This window comes from Roseiarcus fermentans (genome assembly GCF_003315135.1).
Lineage (GTDB): Bacteria > Pseudomonadota > Alphaproteobacteria > Rhizobiales > Beijerinckiaceae > Roseiarcus > Roseiarcus fermentans.
In genome coordinates this window covers 251,729-267,212 of the sequence record NZ_QNRK01000001.1, presented here as the reverse complement: position 1 = coordinate 267,212, position 15,484 = coordinate 251,729, and the positions used below count along the sequence as shown (strand labels likewise).

The 15,484-nt window shown below is 70.6% G+C and carries 14 protein-coding genes and 1 pseudogene; 6 read left to right on the top strand and 9 right to left on the bottom strand.

Annotated features, from left to right (window positions below; all coding sequences use genetic code 11):
• Nucleotides 1–102: 102 nt before the first annotated feature.
• Nucleotides 103–2,001 (top strand): propionyl-CoA synthetase, encoded by a 1,899-nt coding sequence (locus DFR50_RS01245; protein WP_113887358.1) that lies wholly within the window; start codon nt 103–105, stop codon nt 1,999–2,001.
• A gap of 33 nt (nt 2,002–2,034) precedes the next feature.
• On the opposite strand, the gene DFR50_RS01240 is transcribed toward DFR50_RS01245, so the two are convergent.
• The gene (locus DFR50_RS01240) at nt 2,035–3,033 is read right to left on the bottom strand and encodes an aldo/keto reductase (RefSeq protein ID WP_113887357.1); all 999 of its coding nucleotides are present in this window, start codon (nt 3,031–3,033) and stop codon (nt 2,035–2,037) included.
• A gap of 151 nt (nt 3,034–3,184) precedes the next feature.
• Between DFR50_RS01240 and DFR50_RS01235 the strand changes: the two genes are divergently transcribed.
• Nucleotides 3,185–4,567: a carotenoid oxygenase family protein gene (locus DFR50_RS01235; protein WP_113887356.1), complete on the top strand. Its 1,383-nt coding sequence runs from the start codon at nt 3,185–3,187 to the stop codon at nt 4,565–4,567.
• A gap of 15 nt (nt 4,568–4,582) precedes the next feature.
• Here DFR50_RS01235 and DFR50_RS01230 read toward each other — a convergent pair whose 3' ends face one another.
• Nucleotides 4,583–5,770 carry a hypothetical protein gene (locus DFR50_RS01230; protein ID WP_113887355.1) on the bottom strand — a complete coding sequence of 396 codons (1,188 nt, stop codon included), beginning with the start codon at nt 5,768–5,770 and terminating at the stop codon, nt 4,583–4,585.
• Nucleotides 5,771–6,064: 294 nt separating this feature from the next.
• On the opposite strand from DFR50_RS01230, the gene DFR50_RS01225 reads away from it, so the two are divergent.
• Nucleotides 6,065–7,210, top strand: coding sequence for a PA0069 family radical SAM protein (locus DFR50_RS01225; protein WP_113887354.1), 1,146 nt, complete (start codon nt 6,065–6,067; stop codon nt 7,208–7,210).
• On the opposite strand, the gene DFR50_RS01220 is transcribed toward DFR50_RS01225, so the two are convergent.
• Nucleotides 7,197–7,565, bottom strand: a complete 369-nt coding sequence (locus DFR50_RS01220) for a DUF1127 domain-containing protein (protein ID WP_113887353.1) — start codon at nt 7,563–7,565, stop codon at nt 7,197–7,199. The two genes, DFR50_RS01225 and DFR50_RS01220, sit on opposite strands and share 14 nt — an antisense overlap.
• Nucleotides 7,566–7,681: 116 nt before the next feature.
• Between DFR50_RS01220 and DFR50_RS01215 the strand changes: the two genes are divergently transcribed.
• Nucleotides 7,682–9,085 carry an aminotransferase-like domain-containing protein gene (locus DFR50_RS01215; RefSeq protein WP_113887352.1) on the top strand — a complete coding sequence of 468 codons (1,404 nt, stop codon included), beginning with the start codon at nt 7,682–7,684 and terminating at the stop codon, nt 9,083–9,085.
• A gap of 24 nt (nt 9,086–9,109) precedes the next feature.
• Here the strand turns inward: DFR50_RS01215 and DFR50_RS32745 are convergent, their stop codons facing one another.
• Nucleotides 9,110–9,337 (bottom strand): hypothetical protein, encoded by a 228-nt coding sequence (locus DFR50_RS32745; protein WP_245427250.1) that lies wholly within the window; start codon nt 9,335–9,337, stop codon nt 9,110–9,112.
• 53 nt (nt 9,338–9,390) lie between these two features.
• Nucleotides 9,391–9,477 (bottom strand): annotated as a pseudogene (locus DFR50_RS32740) (PRC-barrel domain-containing protein); the annotation flags it as partial.
• Between the two features lie 155 nt (nt 9,478–9,632).
• Between DFR50_RS32740 and truA the strand changes: the two are divergent.
• Together truA and DFR50_RS01200 are read left to right on the top strand one after the other, a co-directional pair.
• Nucleotides 9,633–10,370, top strand: coding sequence for a tRNA pseudouridine(38-40) synthase TruA (gene truA, locus DFR50_RS01205; protein WP_113887351.1), 738 nt, complete (start codon nt 9,633–9,635; stop codon nt 10,368–10,370).
• Nucleotides 10,371–10,461: 91 nt separating this feature from the next.
• Nucleotides 10,462–11,229: a universal stress protein gene (locus tag DFR50_RS01200; RefSeq protein WP_113887350.1), complete on the top strand. Its 768-nt coding sequence runs from the start codon at nt 10,462–10,464 to the stop codon at nt 11,227–11,229.
• A gap of 180 nt (nt 11,230–11,409) precedes the next feature.
• Here the strand turns inward: DFR50_RS01200 and DFR50_RS01195 are convergent, their stop codons facing one another.
• The 4 genes from DFR50_RS01195 to DFR50_RS01180 are packed head-to-tail and all read right to left on the bottom strand — an operon-like array spanning nt 11,410 to nt 15,456.
• Nucleotides 11,410–11,883, bottom strand: coding sequence for an MmcB family DNA repair protein (locus tag DFR50_RS01195; protein WP_113887349.1), 474 nt, complete (start codon nt 11,881–11,883; stop codon nt 11,410–11,412).
• A gap of 5 nt (nt 11,884–11,888) precedes the next feature.
• A complete protein-coding gene (locus DFR50_RS01190) occupies nt 11,889–13,502 on the bottom strand; it encodes a GMC family oxidoreductase (RefSeq protein WP_113887348.1) in 1,614 nt (537 codons plus the stop codon).
• Nucleotides 13,499–14,461: a dipeptide ABC transporter ATP-binding protein gene (locus DFR50_RS01185; RefSeq protein WP_113887347.1), complete on the bottom strand. Its 963-nt coding sequence runs from the start codon at nt 14,459–14,461 to the stop codon at nt 13,499–13,501. Before DFR50_RS01185 ends, DFR50_RS01190 begins: the two co-directional genes overlap by 4 nt.
• Entirely contained in the window at nt 14,458–15,456 is a 999-nt protein-coding gene (locus DFR50_RS01180; protein WP_113887346.1) for an ABC transporter ATP-binding protein, read from the bottom strand. Before DFR50_RS01180 ends, DFR50_RS01185 begins: the two co-directional genes overlap by 4 nt.
• Nucleotides 15,457–15,484: the final 28 nt, after the last annotated feature.

Genomic DNA, 15,484 nt, shown 5'->3' with positions numbered 1-15,484 from the left:
ACCTAAGCCGTTAGTTTTAGCCCGGCGGCGTTGCGCTTCACCGCGTCCGGCGCGAAATTGCCGCGACTTCGACGACAACGGCGGCGACGGGAGTGAAGACGCATGAGTGGCTACAGGCAGACCTATGATCAGTGGCGCGCCGATCCGCAAGCCTTTTGGGCCCAGGCCGCGCGCGAGATTTCCTGGATCAAGGCGCCCGAGCGGATTTTCGACCCCGAAGCCGGCGTCTACGGCCGGTGGTTTCCCGACGCGCGCGTCAACGCCTGTTACAACGCCGTCGATCGCCATGTCGAGGCGGGACTCGGCGACCTGCCCGCGATCTATTACGACAGCCCGGTGACGGCGACCAAGCGGACGATCACCTACGGCGCGTTGCTCGACGAGACGGCCGCCCTCGCCGCCGTGCTGCAGGATCTCGGCGTCGTCGCCGGCGACCGCGTGCTGATCTACATGCCGATGATTCCCGAGGCGGTGGTCGCCATGCTCGCCTGCGCCCGCATCGGCGCCATCCATTCGGTGGTGTTCGGCGGCTTCGCCGCCAAAGAGCTCGCGACCCGCATCGACGACGCCGAACCGAAGGTGATCCTGACCGCGAGCTGCGGCATCGAGCCCGGCCGCATCGTCGAATACAAGCCCCTGCTCGACCTCGCCATCGGCCTCAGCAAGGCCAAGACCCAGTCGGTCGTCGTGTTCCAGCGCCCGCAGATCGCAGCGCGGATCAATCCGGAGCGCGATCACGACTGGAAGACGCTGGTCGAGGCCGCGAAGGCGGCGGGAAAACGCGCGCCCTGCGCCGACCTCGCGGCGACCGATCCGCTGTACATCCTCTACACCTCGGGCACGACCGGGGTGCCCAAGGGGGTGGTGCGCGACATCGGCGGCTACATCGTCGCGCTCAAGTGGACGATGTCGGCGATCTACGACGTCAAGCCCGGCGAGGCCTACTGGTCCGCCTCCGACATCGGCTGGGTGGTCGGTCATTCCTACATCGTCTATGCGCCGCTGCTGCATGGCTGCACCACCGTCCTTTATGAGGGCAAGCCGATCGGCACGCCCGACGCCGGGGCGTTCTGGCGGGTGATCGAGGAGTACAAGGTGCGCGCCTTCTTCACCGCGCCGACCGCCTTCCGCGCGGTGCGCAAGGAGGACCCGCAGGCGGCGCTGCTCGCGAAATACGACATCAGCTCGATGCACACCTTGTTCCTCGCCGGCGAGCGCGCCGACCCCGACACGGTCGAATGGGCGGAGAAGGTGCTCGGCGTGCCCGTGGTCGACCACTGGTGGCAGACCGAGACGGGCTGGGCGATCGCGGCCAATCCGGTCGGCCTCGGCCTGCTGCCGATCAAGCCCGGCTCGCCGACCGTGCCGATGCCCGGATACGCCGTCGAGATCGTCGACGAGGCCTGCCACCCGGTCCCGGTCGGCCAGATGGGCTCGATCGTGGTCAAGCTGCCGCTGCCGCCCGGCTGCTTGCCCACCCTCTACCGCCAGGACGAGCGCATGCGGGAAAGCTACCTCAAGGAATTCCCGGGCTATTACAAGACCGCCGACGCGGGCACGATCGACGCGGACGGCTATCTGACCATCCTCGGCCGCACCGACGACATCATCAACGTCGCCGGCCACAGGCTCTCGACCGGCGGCATGGAGGAAGTCGTCGCCTCGCACCCCGACGTCGCCGAATGCGCCGTGCTCGGCATCAAGGACGACATCAAGGGCGAGCAGCCGTGCGGCTTCATCGTGCTCAAGGCCGGCGTCACCCGGCCGGCCGCGGAGATCGAACGGGAGGTGGTCAAGCTGGTGCGCGACAAGATCGGCCCGGTGGCGGCGTTCAAGGTCGCGCTGGTGGTCGCGCGCCTGCCCAAGACGCGCTCCGGCAAGATCCTGCGCGGCACGATGAAGAAGATCGCCGACCATGATTCCTGGGCGACGCCGGCGACGATCGAGGACCCGAAGGTGCTCGACGAGATCAAGGAGGCGCTCGAGGCGCGGGCGGTCTAGCCGGCCTTTCCGAGCCGGCCGGCGACGGCCGGCTCAGTCGCGCTTCTCGCTGTCGAGATGCGCCATGGCCTGCGCCGGGTAGCGGTCGCCCCTGGCGGCGCCCTTGGGCACGGCCGCTTCGATCGCCGCGAGATCGGCGTCCGTGAAGGCGAGGTTTTCCGCGGCCGCCGACTCCGCCCACTGGACGCGCTTCCTCGCGCCCACCAGCGGGACGATGTCGCCCCCTCGCGCCATCACCCAGGCGACCGCCATCGCCGCGACGCTCGCGCCGCGGCGATGCGCCAGGGATCTGAGCGCCTCGACCAGCGTCAGGTTGTGCTCGAGGTTGTCCCCGGAAAAGCGCGACGAGGCGGCGCGAAAGTCGCGCCCGCCCGAGCGCTCGCGGGTCCAGTGGCCGGAGATCAGCCCGCGCGCCAGCACGCCATAGGCCGTGATTCCGATCCCCAGTTCGCGGCAGGCCGGCAGAATCTCGGCCTCGACCATCCGCACCACCAGCGAATACTCGATCTGCAGGTCGGCGATCGGATGGACGGCGGCCGCGCGCCGGATCGTCCGGGCGTTCACCTCCGACAGCCCGATCGCCCGCACATAGCCCTTCTGAACCATCTCCGCGATCGCGCCGACGGTGTCCTCGATCGGCACCTCGGGGTCGAGGCGCGCCGGGCGGTAGATGTCGATGTGTTCGACGCCGAGCCTCTTCAGCGAATAGGTGAGAAAGTTCTTCACCGCCGCCGGGCGCGCGTCGTAGCCGATGAAATTCATCGCCGGATCGCGCAGCGCGCCGAACTTGACGCTGAGCTGGTAGCTGTCGCGCGGCCGCCCCTTCAGCGCCTCGGCGATCAGCATCTCGTTGTGGCCCTGGCCGTAGAAGTCGCCGGTGTCGATCAGGGTCGCGCCGGAATCGAGCGCCGCGTGGATGGTCGCGATGCTCTCGGCCCGGTCGGCGGGCCCGTAGAAGTCCGACATGCCCATGCAGCCGAGGCCGATCGCGCCGACCTCCGGGCCGCCCGCGCCCAATTTCCGCCTTTGCATTGTCGTCTCCTCGGATCAGGCGCGGGGAAGGACCGTGCGCCGCAGTCGCCGCCCGTTCCGCCGCCGCCGAAAACGCGATCGCAGCGATACTGCCCAAATCGATTCGCAACGCAACGGCGCTCGACGCCGATCGCCTCGGGAGACACGCCCCATGGACCCTTCGCCTTCGATCAATCCCTGGCTCGCCGGTAATTTCGCGCCGGTGCGGAGCGAGGACGACTTCGTCCTCGAGGTCGAGGGCGAGATTCCGCCGGGTCTCCGGGGCGCGTTCTACCGCAACGGGCCCAATCCGCAGTTCGAGCCGCGCGGCCAACACCACTGGTTCGCCGGCGACGGGATGATCCACGCCTTCTTCGTCGACGGCGGCCGCGTCGCCTACCGCAACCGCTATGTCCGGACGCCGAAGTGGCTTTTGGAGAACGCCGCCGGCAGGGCGCTGTTCGGCGGCTTCGACCCGAGGGCGGCCGACCCGTCGGTCGTGGGCAAGGACAACGGCGTCGCCAACACCAACGTCGTCTGGCACGCGGGCCGACTGTTGGCGCTCGAGGAAGCCCACATGCCGTTCGAGCTCGATCCCGGGACGCTCGAACCGCGCGGCTACGTCGAATCGTACCGGGGCCGCGTCACCGCGCATCCGAAAATCGATCCCGAGACCGGCGAGATGCTCTGGTTCGCCTATTCCGCCGGGGGATGGTTCACGAAAACCATGTCCTGGGGCGTGACCGACGCCAGCGGCCGGGTCACGCGGCGCGACGATTTCGAGGCGCCGTTCTCGAGCATGGCGCACGACTTTCTGGCGACGCGCCGGCATGCGCTGTTCCCCGTGCTGCCGCTGACCGGCGATCTCGGGCGGGCGATGCGCGGCGGCCCGCCCTTCGCCTGGGAGCCGGACAAGGGCGCCCATGTCGGCGTGATGGCGCGCGACGCCGGGGTCGGCGGCATGCGCTGGTTCACGACGGAAGCCTGCTACGTCTTCCATCCGATGAACGCGTGGGAAGAGGGCGAGACCATCGTCGCCGACGTGATGGAATATCCGGTCGCGCCGCTGTTTCCCCGCCCCGACGGGTCGACGCCGGACCGGACGCCCGCCCGTCTCGTGCGCTGGACCTTCGACCTCGCGGCCAATTCGGACACGATCCGGCGCGAGCCGCTCGACGATCTGCCCGGCGAATTCCCCCGCTTCGACGAGCGGCGGGCGGGCTTGTCCTATCGCCACGGCTGGTTCGCCGGACAGTCCGACCTGCCGCGAGGCGAAGGCTTCGACTGCATCGCCCACGTCGACCTCGCGACCGGCCGGCGCACGCTCTACCCGTTCGCCGCCGGCGACTCGCCCGGCGAGCCGGTGTTCGTCCCGCGCGCGCCGGACGCTGCGGAGGGCGACGGGTGGATTGTCGCGCTCGTCTATCGCGGCGCCGAGGATCGCAGCGATTTCGTGGTCTTCGACGCCGGCGCGATCGAAGCCGGTCCGATCGCGCGCGCCCGCGCGCCGCGGCGCGTTCCCTTCGGCTTCCACGGAAACTGGCGGCCGGCCTGAGCCGCCGCGCCGCGTCTACCGGCGCCTGCCGCGGCGCTTTTCCTTCGGCCGCATCGCCTCGCCGGCCGTCGTCGGGGCCGGAGCCGGGGCCGGAGCCAGGGCCGGAGGCGCCGCCTTGCCGAACCGGGCGCGCTGGGCGCCGCAGTAGAACTCGCACCGGTCCCATTCCAGCAGCGCCTCGTCCTTCGCGCGCGCGCCGAACCGCACCGCCTCCGCGCTGACCGAGCCGTCGATCGCCAGCTTGAAGAATTGCTCGATCGTGTCGACGAAGGCGGTGCGCGAGGGGACGGCGAACAGCGACAGGCCGAAGGGGGCGCGGGCGTCGGCGAGGTCGATCGGCGCGCCGACCGCGGCGGCGAGCGCCGCCTCGACCGCGGCGCGGCGCTCGGGCTCCGCCGCCACCTGGTTGACGTCGACCACGAGGTTCGCCGCGTCGTGCGCATGGACGGTGAGGTAGAGATGAAACAGCAGGAAAAGCTGGAACGTGGCGGGGTTGAGCGGCGAGCGTTCGCCGACGTCGAACCAGTCGGCGAGGAGGCGCGCGAACGGATCGGCGCGCGCCGCCGCCTCGACCGTGGCGAACAGCATGTCGAGGAAATAGCCGTTCCCGTTGGCCCATTGCTCGGTGTAGGACGCCCACTGGTGGAACAGGTTGCGCACCAGCAGGACGTGTACGCCCGGAAACGCCCCGGCGATGGCGGTGAAGCGCCCGAGCGTCCGGGTGTCGGTCAGCACGGCGACCTTGCCGCGCTCCGCGGCGGCGGCGATCAGCCCCTCCAGATAGGTTCGTTCCGCGTCCCTGAGCGGACCGCCGAGCCCCTCGAGCGGAACGAACCAGTCGACCGCCATCCGGCGGTCGTAGCCGCGGGCCGCGCCGCCGGGCCCGACGAGGGGCGCGAATTCGAGAAAATAGGGCGCGCCCTCCGGGTGTTTCGAGTTCCAGCCGGAATAGTCGTTCCTGCGAAGATACTCGATCGTCAGCGACGCGAGCCGCTCGTGGAACACCTCGCAATAGGCGATCGCGGTCGGCGCGGACCTGAGTTTCGCCCAGAGCCAGGTGCTGGAGGTCCGCCAGCTCGAATGAATGAACACCGGCGCGGAAGCGGCGCGAGCGAGCGCGGAGCGCGCCGGCGCGGGCGCATCCAATCGCGACAAGCCGGCCGCAGCCCCGGCGACTGCGGGCGTCGAAAACGATCCTGACATGTCCCTCGCCTTCCCCCGCCCCTTGCGTCCACCGCCCCCGGCGCCCGCCCGGCCCGTCACCATCGCAAGGCCGCGCCCGGAAATCATAACCTGCCGACGTCTCTGCGCAAGCCTGGGGCGGGTGCGTCAGGGCGGAAGCCGCTCGCGTTCCCCGACCCGCGCCTTCGAGGCGCCGCAAGCGACCTCGCGATCGCGCCTGGACGCACGATCGGCGGGGAGGCGCGCCCTTGACGCGCGGGCGCGGGCGCCCTATCTCATGTTCATGATTTGTTCCTACCACCGCGGGACATCGTCATGACCATGCGCCGAACCGCACTCTCCCCCGACCCGCGTCATCAGCCCGCGGCGATCGCCGAACGCCTCGTCCCGTCGGAGCGGCGGCGCGGCCGAGGCGCCGCGACCAACGTTTCCGGCCGGTTCGAGATCCAGGCGCGCGAGGATTTCGACGACGGCTGGACGCGCGACGAAGCCGCCGAGCCGCTCGTCACCGAGGTGACCTGGGAAAAGCCGAAGAGCGTCATCACCCGCAACGCCTCGCCCGACATCCCGTTCGACCGTTCGATCAACCCGTACCGCGGCTGCGAGCACGGCTGCTTCTACTGCTTCGCCCGCACCACCCACGCCTATCTCGGACTGTCGGCGGGCCTCGATTTCGAGAGCAAGCTGTTCGCCAAGCAGGGCGTGGCGGCGGCGCTGGAACGGGAACTGGCGGCGCCGCGCTACACCCCCGCGCCGATCGCGCTCGGGACCAACACCGACCCCTATCAGCCGATCGAGCGCCAGTACCGGATCACCCGCTCGATCCTGGAGACCTTGCGGAAAACGCGCCACCCGGCGAGCATCGTCACCAAATCGAATCTCGTCCTGCGCGACCTCGACATCTTGAGCGACATGGCGCGCGACGGCCTCATCAAGGTCTTCCTGTCGGTGACGACGATGGACCGCGCGCTGGCGCGCAAGATGGAGCCGCGCGCGCCGACGCCGGACAAGCGGATCGAAGCGATCGCGCGCCTGAACGACGCCGGCGTGCCGGCCGGGGTGATGGTCGCGCCCGTCATCCCGGCGGTCAACGATTCCGAGATCGAGACGATCCTGAACCGCGCCTGGGCCGCCGGGGCGCGCGAGGGCGGAACCATCGTGCTGCGCCTGCCGCTCGAACTGCGCGACATGTTCCGCGAATGGCTGCAGGTCCATTTTCCCGACCGCCTCAAGCGCTCCGTGTCGCTCGTCCAGTCGATGCGCGAGGGCAAGGACTACGAGGCGCAATGGGGCCGACGGATGGCGGGCTCGGGTCCCTACGCCTGGATGGTCGGCCGCCGCTTCGAGATGACGGCGCGGCGGCTGGGTTTCCGCGAGACGCCGCTGGCGCTGCGCACCGACCTGTTCGTGAAGCCCCCGCCGCAGGCGAAGGAGGCCGGCGGGCAACTCAGCCTGTTCTGAGCGCTCGCCCGTCCGGGAACGGCCGCGGCCGGGCAGGCGACGCCGGACCGTCCGCGCGCGCCGGTCGCGGACCGCCGAGCTCGCGCGGCGGCTCCGGCGCGGTCGGCGGCGCGAAGGCGTCCCGGCGGCGCTCGCGGGCGCGGCGGGCGAGCAGCGCGGTCGGATCGCGGTCGAGCGGCAGGGCGGAGGCGTCGCGCACATCGCTGACCGTCAGCCCGATATCCATCAATTCGCGGCGATCCATGCCGGCGAGCGCCCGCATCGTCGCCCGGGCCGCGGCGACCCGAAACGGCCAGGCGGCCGCGCGCGCGGCCAGTTCGGAAAACCGGGACCAGACTCGATTCAAGGGCGACATGGGCGCCTCCTTTCGCCGCCAGCATTGTCTCGCCGGCCTTGAAGCGCCAGAGACAGTTCAGTACAGTTCCGTCAAACTGTACTGTTTCAATGTCCGGACACTTTGGAGTCCAAGCCATGGACGCTCGTCCTCCCTCGCGGGTCGAAGGCGCCGTCGCGCATATTCGCGACCGCATCGCGACCCGTACGCTGGCGCACGGGGCGCGGCTGCCGTCGGTGCGGGAACTCGCGGAAAAACTCGGCGTCTCGAAATCGACCGTGGTCGAGGCCTACGAGCGGCTCGCCGCCGAGGGCGCGGTCGTGGCGCGCCGCGGCTCGGGCTTTTTCGTCGCCGGCCCCGCCCGGCCCCTGGCGCCGGCGCCTGCCGACCCGCCGCCGGAGCCGGCGATCGATCCCTCCTGGATCAATCAGCACGCGATGATGGGGCTGCCGGACTTTCTGTGCCCCGGCGCCGGGTGGCTGCCGGATTCCTGGGTGCTCGACCTCGGCGTCCAGCGCGCCCTGCGGCTCGCCGCTCGCGACGGCGCGCACCGGCGGCGCCAATACGACGAGCCGATGGGCTTTGCGCCGCTGCGCCGTCTCTTTTCGGTGCGCCTGGCCGAGCGCGACGTGCTGGTCGATCCCGACCAGGTGATCGTCACCGATTCCTGTTCGCAAGCGCTCGACCTCGTCTGCCGGTTCCTGTTGCGGCCGGGCGACACGGTGGTGGTGGACGACCCCTGCTATTTCAACTTCCTGTCGCTCCTGAAGGCCAATCGCGCCAACGTCGTCGCCGCGCCGTTGGCCCCGGACGGTCCGGACGTCGAAGCGCTCGAACGCCTCATCATCGAACACCGGCCGCGCCTCTATCTGACCAACGCCGGCCTTCAGAACCCGACCGGGGCGACGCTCTCGCCTGCGAAGGCCCATCGCGTCCTGCGCCTTGCCGAGGACTACGATCTATTGATCCTCGAAGACGACACGTTCGGCGATTTCGAGCCCGAGCCGGCGATCCGACTGGCCGGCCTCGACGGCCTGCGCCGCGTCGTCCAGGTCGGCAGCGCCACCAAGGCGGTCGGCGCCGCGACGCGCTGCGGCTACATCGCGGCGGCGGCCGACTGGATCGGCCCGCTCGTCGACCTCAAACTCGCGACCTCCATGGGCAACAGCGTGACCGGCGCAGCCATGATCCATCGCGTGCTGACCGAGAGCAACTATCGCCGCCATCTCGACGCCCTGCGCGGCAAGGCCGCCGACGCGATGGGCCACGCCCTACGCAAGCTGCGCGCGCATGGGCTCGAGCCGTGGATCGAACCGCGCGCGGGCATCTTTCTCTGGGCGCGCCTGCCCGACGGAATCGCGGCCGCCGACGTCGCCCGCTACAGCCTGACGAAGAAAGTGCTGCTCGCGCCGGGGCCGGCGTTCAGCGCGTCCGACCTGGGGCGCGGCTGCCTGAGGTTCAACGTCGCTCGCTGCGTCGAGCCGCGGATCTTCGAAGTGCTCGACGACGCCATCGCCGCCGCGCCGCGCGGCGGATCATGACGAACCCCCGGGGCGGGGCCTCGTCTACAGGCCGCCCCAATAGGGTCCGACGCCGTAATAGTCGTGGATGCGGCCTTCGAACGCACGGTCGCCCCACGTCGGCGCCTCGTCGACGTCATAGGCCGGCGCCCCTTCGAGCTGGCTCTTGTCGAGATTGACGACATAGCCGCCCTTGTCCGTGTCGTAGCGGAGAACCGACCACGGCAGCGGATGATACTGATTGCCGATCCCGAGGACGCCGCCGAACGACATGAATAGGCGACCTTGCCGGACGGCTTGTCGATCATGACGTCGTGGATCGCGCCGAGATTGTCGCCTGCGGAATTGTAGACAGTGGTTCCCTGCACCTTGCTCGCGGCGATCAGACTGCCGGTTTCCTGCACTGCGTCCATGATTCGGTCTCCCTGGGCTCGACACATCGGCTGTCGGGCCAACGCCGCGCTTCGCCCGAAAGTTCCCCCACGAGCCCCGGGAGCGGGACTTGGCGTTTCCACCGGCGCGGCGGTCGCATAAGGAATGCGCGTCCTCAAAGAAGCCGCCGGCCTCGATGCCCCGCTACAAGCTCACACTCGAATATGACGGCGCGCCGTTCGTCGGCTGGCAGCGGCAGGACAATGGTCTCTCGGTGCAGCAGGTTCTGGAGGAGGCGGCCTTCGCCATGACCGGCGAGACGCGGGTCGTGGCCGGAGCGGGCCGGACCGACGCCGGCGTGCATGCGACCGGGCAGGTCGCCCACATCGACCTCGAGCGCGGCTGGGCGCCGTTCCGGCTGTCGGAGGGGCTCAACGCGCATTGCGTCCCCCATCCGGTCGCAGTCCTCGCGGTCGAGCCGGTCGCCGACGATTTCGACGCCCGCCATTCCGCCCGGGCGCGCCATTACGTCTATCGGGTCGTCAACCGCCGCGCCCCGCTCGCGCTCGACCGCGGCCGCGCCTGGCGGGTGAAAGCGAGCCTCGATGTCGAGGCGATGCGCGCGGCGGCGCGCGCCCTGATCGGCCGCCACGACTTCACCACCTTCCGGGACGCGCAGTGCCAGGCGAAATCGCCGATCCGCACCCTCGACCGGCTCGACGTCGCGCGCGACGGCGACGCGATCACGTTCGCGGTGAGCGCGCTGTCGTTCCTGCATCGACAGGTGCGCTCGATGGTCGGCTCGCTGATCGACGTCGGCGCCGGGCGCTGGACCGCCGCCGACCTCGCAGCGGCGCTGGCCGCCGCCGAGCGCAGCCGGTGCGGGCAGGTCGCGCCGGCGCACGGGCTCTATCTGGCGCGGGTGGATTACTGAACCAGCGCCGGCGCGACCTCGCGTCGCCTTAGCCGCGCGGCCGCTGGCATGCTACAACCGTCGAAGACGCGGGAACGGCACGGAGGCAGCCATGACTTACAAGGACATTCTCGTCTATCTCGACCCGACCGCGGAATCGATGGAGCGGCTGAAGTTCGCCGTCGCCCTGGCCAAGGCCCACGGCGCCCGCCTGATCGGCGTCGACGCGACCGCGACGACGGGCGCGCTCGCGGCGGACGAGGGCGCGGTCACCGCGAAGGGATTCGAGGATCTGACCGGCGCCGCGGGGTTCAAGTCCGTGTTCGTCCCGGCCGACAAGCCCGGCGAGGGCGACGCCTTCACCCACTGCGTCGATCTGATCGTCGCGCCCGCGCCGGCGGGCGCCTCCCGCGACGCCGTGCGTCGCGGCGCGCTCGACCGCGCCCTGCTCGACTCCGGCGCGCCGATGCTGATCATGCCGCCGGACTGGACCGGCGGCACGGTCGGCCAAAACGTCGTCATCGCCTGGAACGGCGGCCGCGAGGCCCTGCGCGCGGTGCACGACGCCATGCCTTTCCTCGCGACGGCGCAGAAGGTGACGGTGTTCTGCTTCTCGTCGCGCCCGAGCGACCTGCGCGCCTCGGCCGTCATGCTGCTCGAGCATCTCGAGATGCACGGCGTTACGGCGCACATCTCCGACTGGACCAACACCGGCGATCTCACGGCGATCGAAGCGCTGTTTGCGAGCCTCGACACCCAGGACGCCGACCTGATCGTCGCCGGCGCCTTCGGCCATTCGCGGCTCTACGAAGGCCTGTTCGGCGGCGTGAGCCTCGATCTGATGCGCCAGCAGTCGCTTCCCGTGCTGATGTCGCACTGACCCTTCCCCAGCTTTGCTGGGGAAGGTGGCGCGCAGCGCCGGATGGGGTGCGGAAAACGGGACGCCGTCGTTGAAGCGCTTCGCGCCGGCGGTCGCGCCATGCGCATTGAGCGGTCGTCATCGGCCGGTCCGGCGCCCGTCCCGGCCGAGGCCTGGGCGGCGACGCCCAGGACGCCGGCCTCACACGTCGAATCCCCCCGACGGGTCGGCCAGGCGGTGCAGCCGGTCGGCGGCGGCCTGGGCGAAGCGGAGCAGCACCGCCCGGCGCGTCGCCGACGCCATCCGTCTCGGATCCGCCTCGCGAAGAACTTCGGCGCCGTAGGCGTCGGCCAGAATCAGCCCCGCCTCGGCCGGCATGATCGCCGCCGGCGTCGCCGCCGATATGGCGAAATAGAGCCGGTCGCAGGCCGCGAGATAGTCGCGCCACTTGCGGTCGGCCCGGAGGTCGGCGGCGGAGGACTTGATCTCGACGATCAGCACCTCGCCCTCGCCGTTGACCGCGACGATGTCGGCCCGTCGTCCGTCGACCAGCGGCAGCTCGGTCAGGCTGGAAAATCCCCGCGCCCGCAGAAGTCGGCGCACGCCGCGAGCGATCGTCAGCGCCGTTTCCGACTGCCGGCCGTCGGGCGGAAGCGCGAGCCGGTCGCCGGGCATGTCGGCTAGCCCCTGGCGTCGGCGAGGATCATCTCCGCCGCGCGCTCCGCGATCATCATGGTCGGGGCGGCGGTGTTGCCGGAGACGATCCGCGGCATGACGGACGCGTCGACCACCCGGAGCCCCGATACGCCGATCACCCTGAGCCTCGTGTCGACGACCGCCAGCGGATCGTCGGCGCGGCCCATCTTCGCCGTGCCGACGGGATGGAAAATCGTGGCGCCGATGTCGCCCGCCGCCTCGACCAGTTCGTCCTCGCTCTCGAGGGCCGCGCCCGGGATGAGCTCGTCCGGCCGATAGCGCGCGAGCGCCGGCGCCGCCGCGAGCCGCCGGGCGAGCCGGATCGATTCGACCGCGACGCGCTGATCCTCGGGCGTCGACAGGTAGTTCGGCCGGATCGCGGGCGCGGCGTGCGGGTCGGCGCTGGTGGCGTGGGTCGAACCGACGCTGGTCGGCCTCAGGTTGCAGACGCTGATGGTGATCGCGGCAAAGGGGTGGAGCGGCTCGCCGAACCGGTCGAGCGACAGCGGCTGGACGTGGAATTCGACGTTGGCGGTGGCGCAATCCGGCGACGACTTCGCGAACAGGCCCACTTGCGACGGGGCCATGGTCAGGGGGCCGCGGCGGCGCAGCGCGTAATCGAGCCCCATCGCCCCGCGCTTCCAGAGCGACCGGTAGTCGACGTTGAGCGTGCGCGCGCCAGCGACGCGGAAGATCGCGCGCAGTTGCAGGTGATCCTGAAGGTTCTCGCCGACCCCGGGCAGCGCGCGCCGCAACCGCGCGCCGATCGCCTGGACCGCGCCCGGGCGGCCGAGGCCCGAGATTTCCAGCAGCCGCGGGCTGCCGATCGCCCCGGCCGCCAGCAGGACTTCGCCGCGCGCCCGCGCCTCGAACGGGGTCCCGTCGCGGACATAGGCGAGGCCGACCGCGCGCGGACCGTCGAACAGGATGGTCTCGGCGTGAGCGCGATCGACGACGCTGAGGTTGGGGCGGCGCAGGATCGGCTTCAGAAACGCGGTGGCCGCGCTCCAGCGCCGGCCGCGCCGCTGGTTGACCTCGAAATAGGCCGACCCCTCGTTGTCGCCGCGGTTGAAGTCGTCGACCTTCGGAATGCCGATCTCGGCGCCGGCCTCGCGCACCGCATCGAGAATCGGCCAGGAGACGCGCGGCCGTTCGACGCGCCATTCGCCGCCGGCGCCGTGCATTGCCGAGGCGCCGCCATGATGGTCCTCGTGGCGCAGGAAGTACGGCAGCACGTCGTCCCAGCCCCAGCCGTCGAGGCCGAGCTGTCTCCAGCCGTCGTAGTCGGCCGCCTGGCCGCGCATGTAGATCATGCCGTTGATCGCCGAGCAGCCGCCGAGCACCTTGCCGCGCGGATAGGCGATCGAGCGGCCGTTCAGTCCGGGCTCCTCTTCCGTCCGGAACATCCAGTCGGCGCGGGGATTGCCGAGCGCGAACAGGTAGCCGACGGGAACATGGAACCAGATCCAGTCGTCCTTGCCGCCGGCTTCGATCAGCAGCACGCGGTTGCGCGGGTCCGCCGTGAGCCGGTTCGCCAGCACGCAGCCCGCGGACCCCGCGCCGACGATGATGTAATCGTATGTCTCGATCGCGCTCATGGGGTAACCGCCCAGCAGGCGACCTCGCGGCCGCGTTTGGTTTCCGCCGGCGGCTTGTCGACCCGGCAGCGATCGAAGACGAGTGGGCAGCGCGGATGGAACGGACAGCCCGGCGGCGGCGCGATCGGCGACGGCGGCTCGCCGGTCAGCAGGATGCGCTCGCGCCGGGCGGTCGGATCGGCGACCGGCGTCGCCGACAGAAGCGCGCGCGTATAGGGGTGCTGGGCGTCGTGAAAGATCGCGTCGCGCGACCCCGTCTCGACCGCGTGGCCGAGGTAGATCACCATCACCTCGTCGGCGATGTGGCGCACGACCGACAGGTCGTGCGAGACGAACACGTAGGCGAGGCCGAATTCGTCCTTGAGGCCGGCGAGCAGATTGAGCACCTGCGCCCGGATCGACACGTCGAGCGCCGAGACCGGCTCGTCGAGCACCAGAATCTTGGGCCGCAGCACGATCGCCCGGGCGATGGCGATGCGTTGCCGCTGGCCGCCGGAGAACATGTGCGGATAGCGGTGATGGTATTCCGGCCTCAGGCCGACCTTCTCCATGATCGCGAGCGAGGCGGCCCGGCGGTCCGCGGCGTTCATGTCGGTATTGACCAGAAGCGGCTCCTCGAGCGCCTTGCCGATCGTCTGGCGCGGATTGAGCGATCCGTACGGGTTCTGGAACACCATCTGGATTTCGCGCCGCAGGCGCCGGCGCGTGGCCGGTGTCGCATGGGCGACGTCCTCGCCCTCGATCAGGAGCGCGCCGGCGCTGGGCGCCTCGATCAGGGTCAGCAGGCGGGCGAGCGTCGACTTGCCCGAGCCGGATTCCCCCACGACCGCCAGCGTGCGCCCGACTTCGAGCGAAAACGACACGCCGGCGAGCGCCTTCACCAGCGCCGGCCGGCGGAAGGCGCCGCGCGCGACGGAATAGTCGCGCGCGAGGCCGCGGGCTTCGAGCGCCGCGGTCAAGCGCCCGCCTCCTGCAACGCGCCCGGCTGCGGGACGCCCGCCGCGAGCGGCGTGTGGCAGAGCGCCGCGCCGAGTTCGGGGCCGGCGCGGCGCGGCGCGATGCGATGACAGGCCGAAAAGGCGAACGCGCAGCGCGGCGAGAACAGGCAGCCCGCCGGGCGATCGAACTGCCCCGGCACGACGCCGGGAATGGCGGGCAGGCGACGCTCGGTCGCCCGCTCCGGCAGGGCGGCGAGCAGGGCTGCGGTGTAGGGATGGTGGGGGTCGGCGAACAGCGCCCGGGTCGGGCTCGCCTCGACCTGCTGGCCGGCGTACTGGACGATCACCCGGTCGGCGGTTTCGGCGACCACGCCCATGTCGTGGGTGATCAGCACGAGGCCCATGCCGTTCTCGCGCCTGAGGCGGAGCAGCAGATCGAGGATCTGCGCCTGGATCGTCACGTCGAGCGCGGTCGTGGGCTCGTCGGCGATCAGGAGCTTCGGGCGGCAGGCGAGCGCCATGGCGATCATCACCCTCTGGCTCATGCCGCCGGAAAGCTGGTGGGGATAGGCGCGCGCGCGCCGCGCCGGATCGGGGATGCCGACCTCGGCCAGGAGCTCGACCACCCGCGCCGCCCGCGCCTTGCGGGCGAGGCCGAGATGCGCGCTCAGCGTCTCGCCGATCTGGAAGCCGACGGTGAAACAGGGATTGAGCGACGTCATCGGCTCCTGGAAGATCATCGCCATGTCCTTGCCGGCGAGGCGGCGGCGCCGGTCGGCGGACAGGGCCATGAGATCGAGACCGTCGAAATTCATTCGGTCGGCGGTCACGGTCGCGGTCTTCGGCAGGAGGCCCATCGCCGCCAGCATCGCGACCGACTTGCCGGACCCCGATTCGCCGACGATCGCCAGAACCTCGTTGCGATCGACCGCGACGTCGACGCCGTCGACGGCGGTGAAGGCGCCGCGACGGGTGGCGAAGGTGACGGTGAGGTTGCGGATATCGAGGAGGGTCATGGAAAAATCAGGCGCCTCGTGCTATATG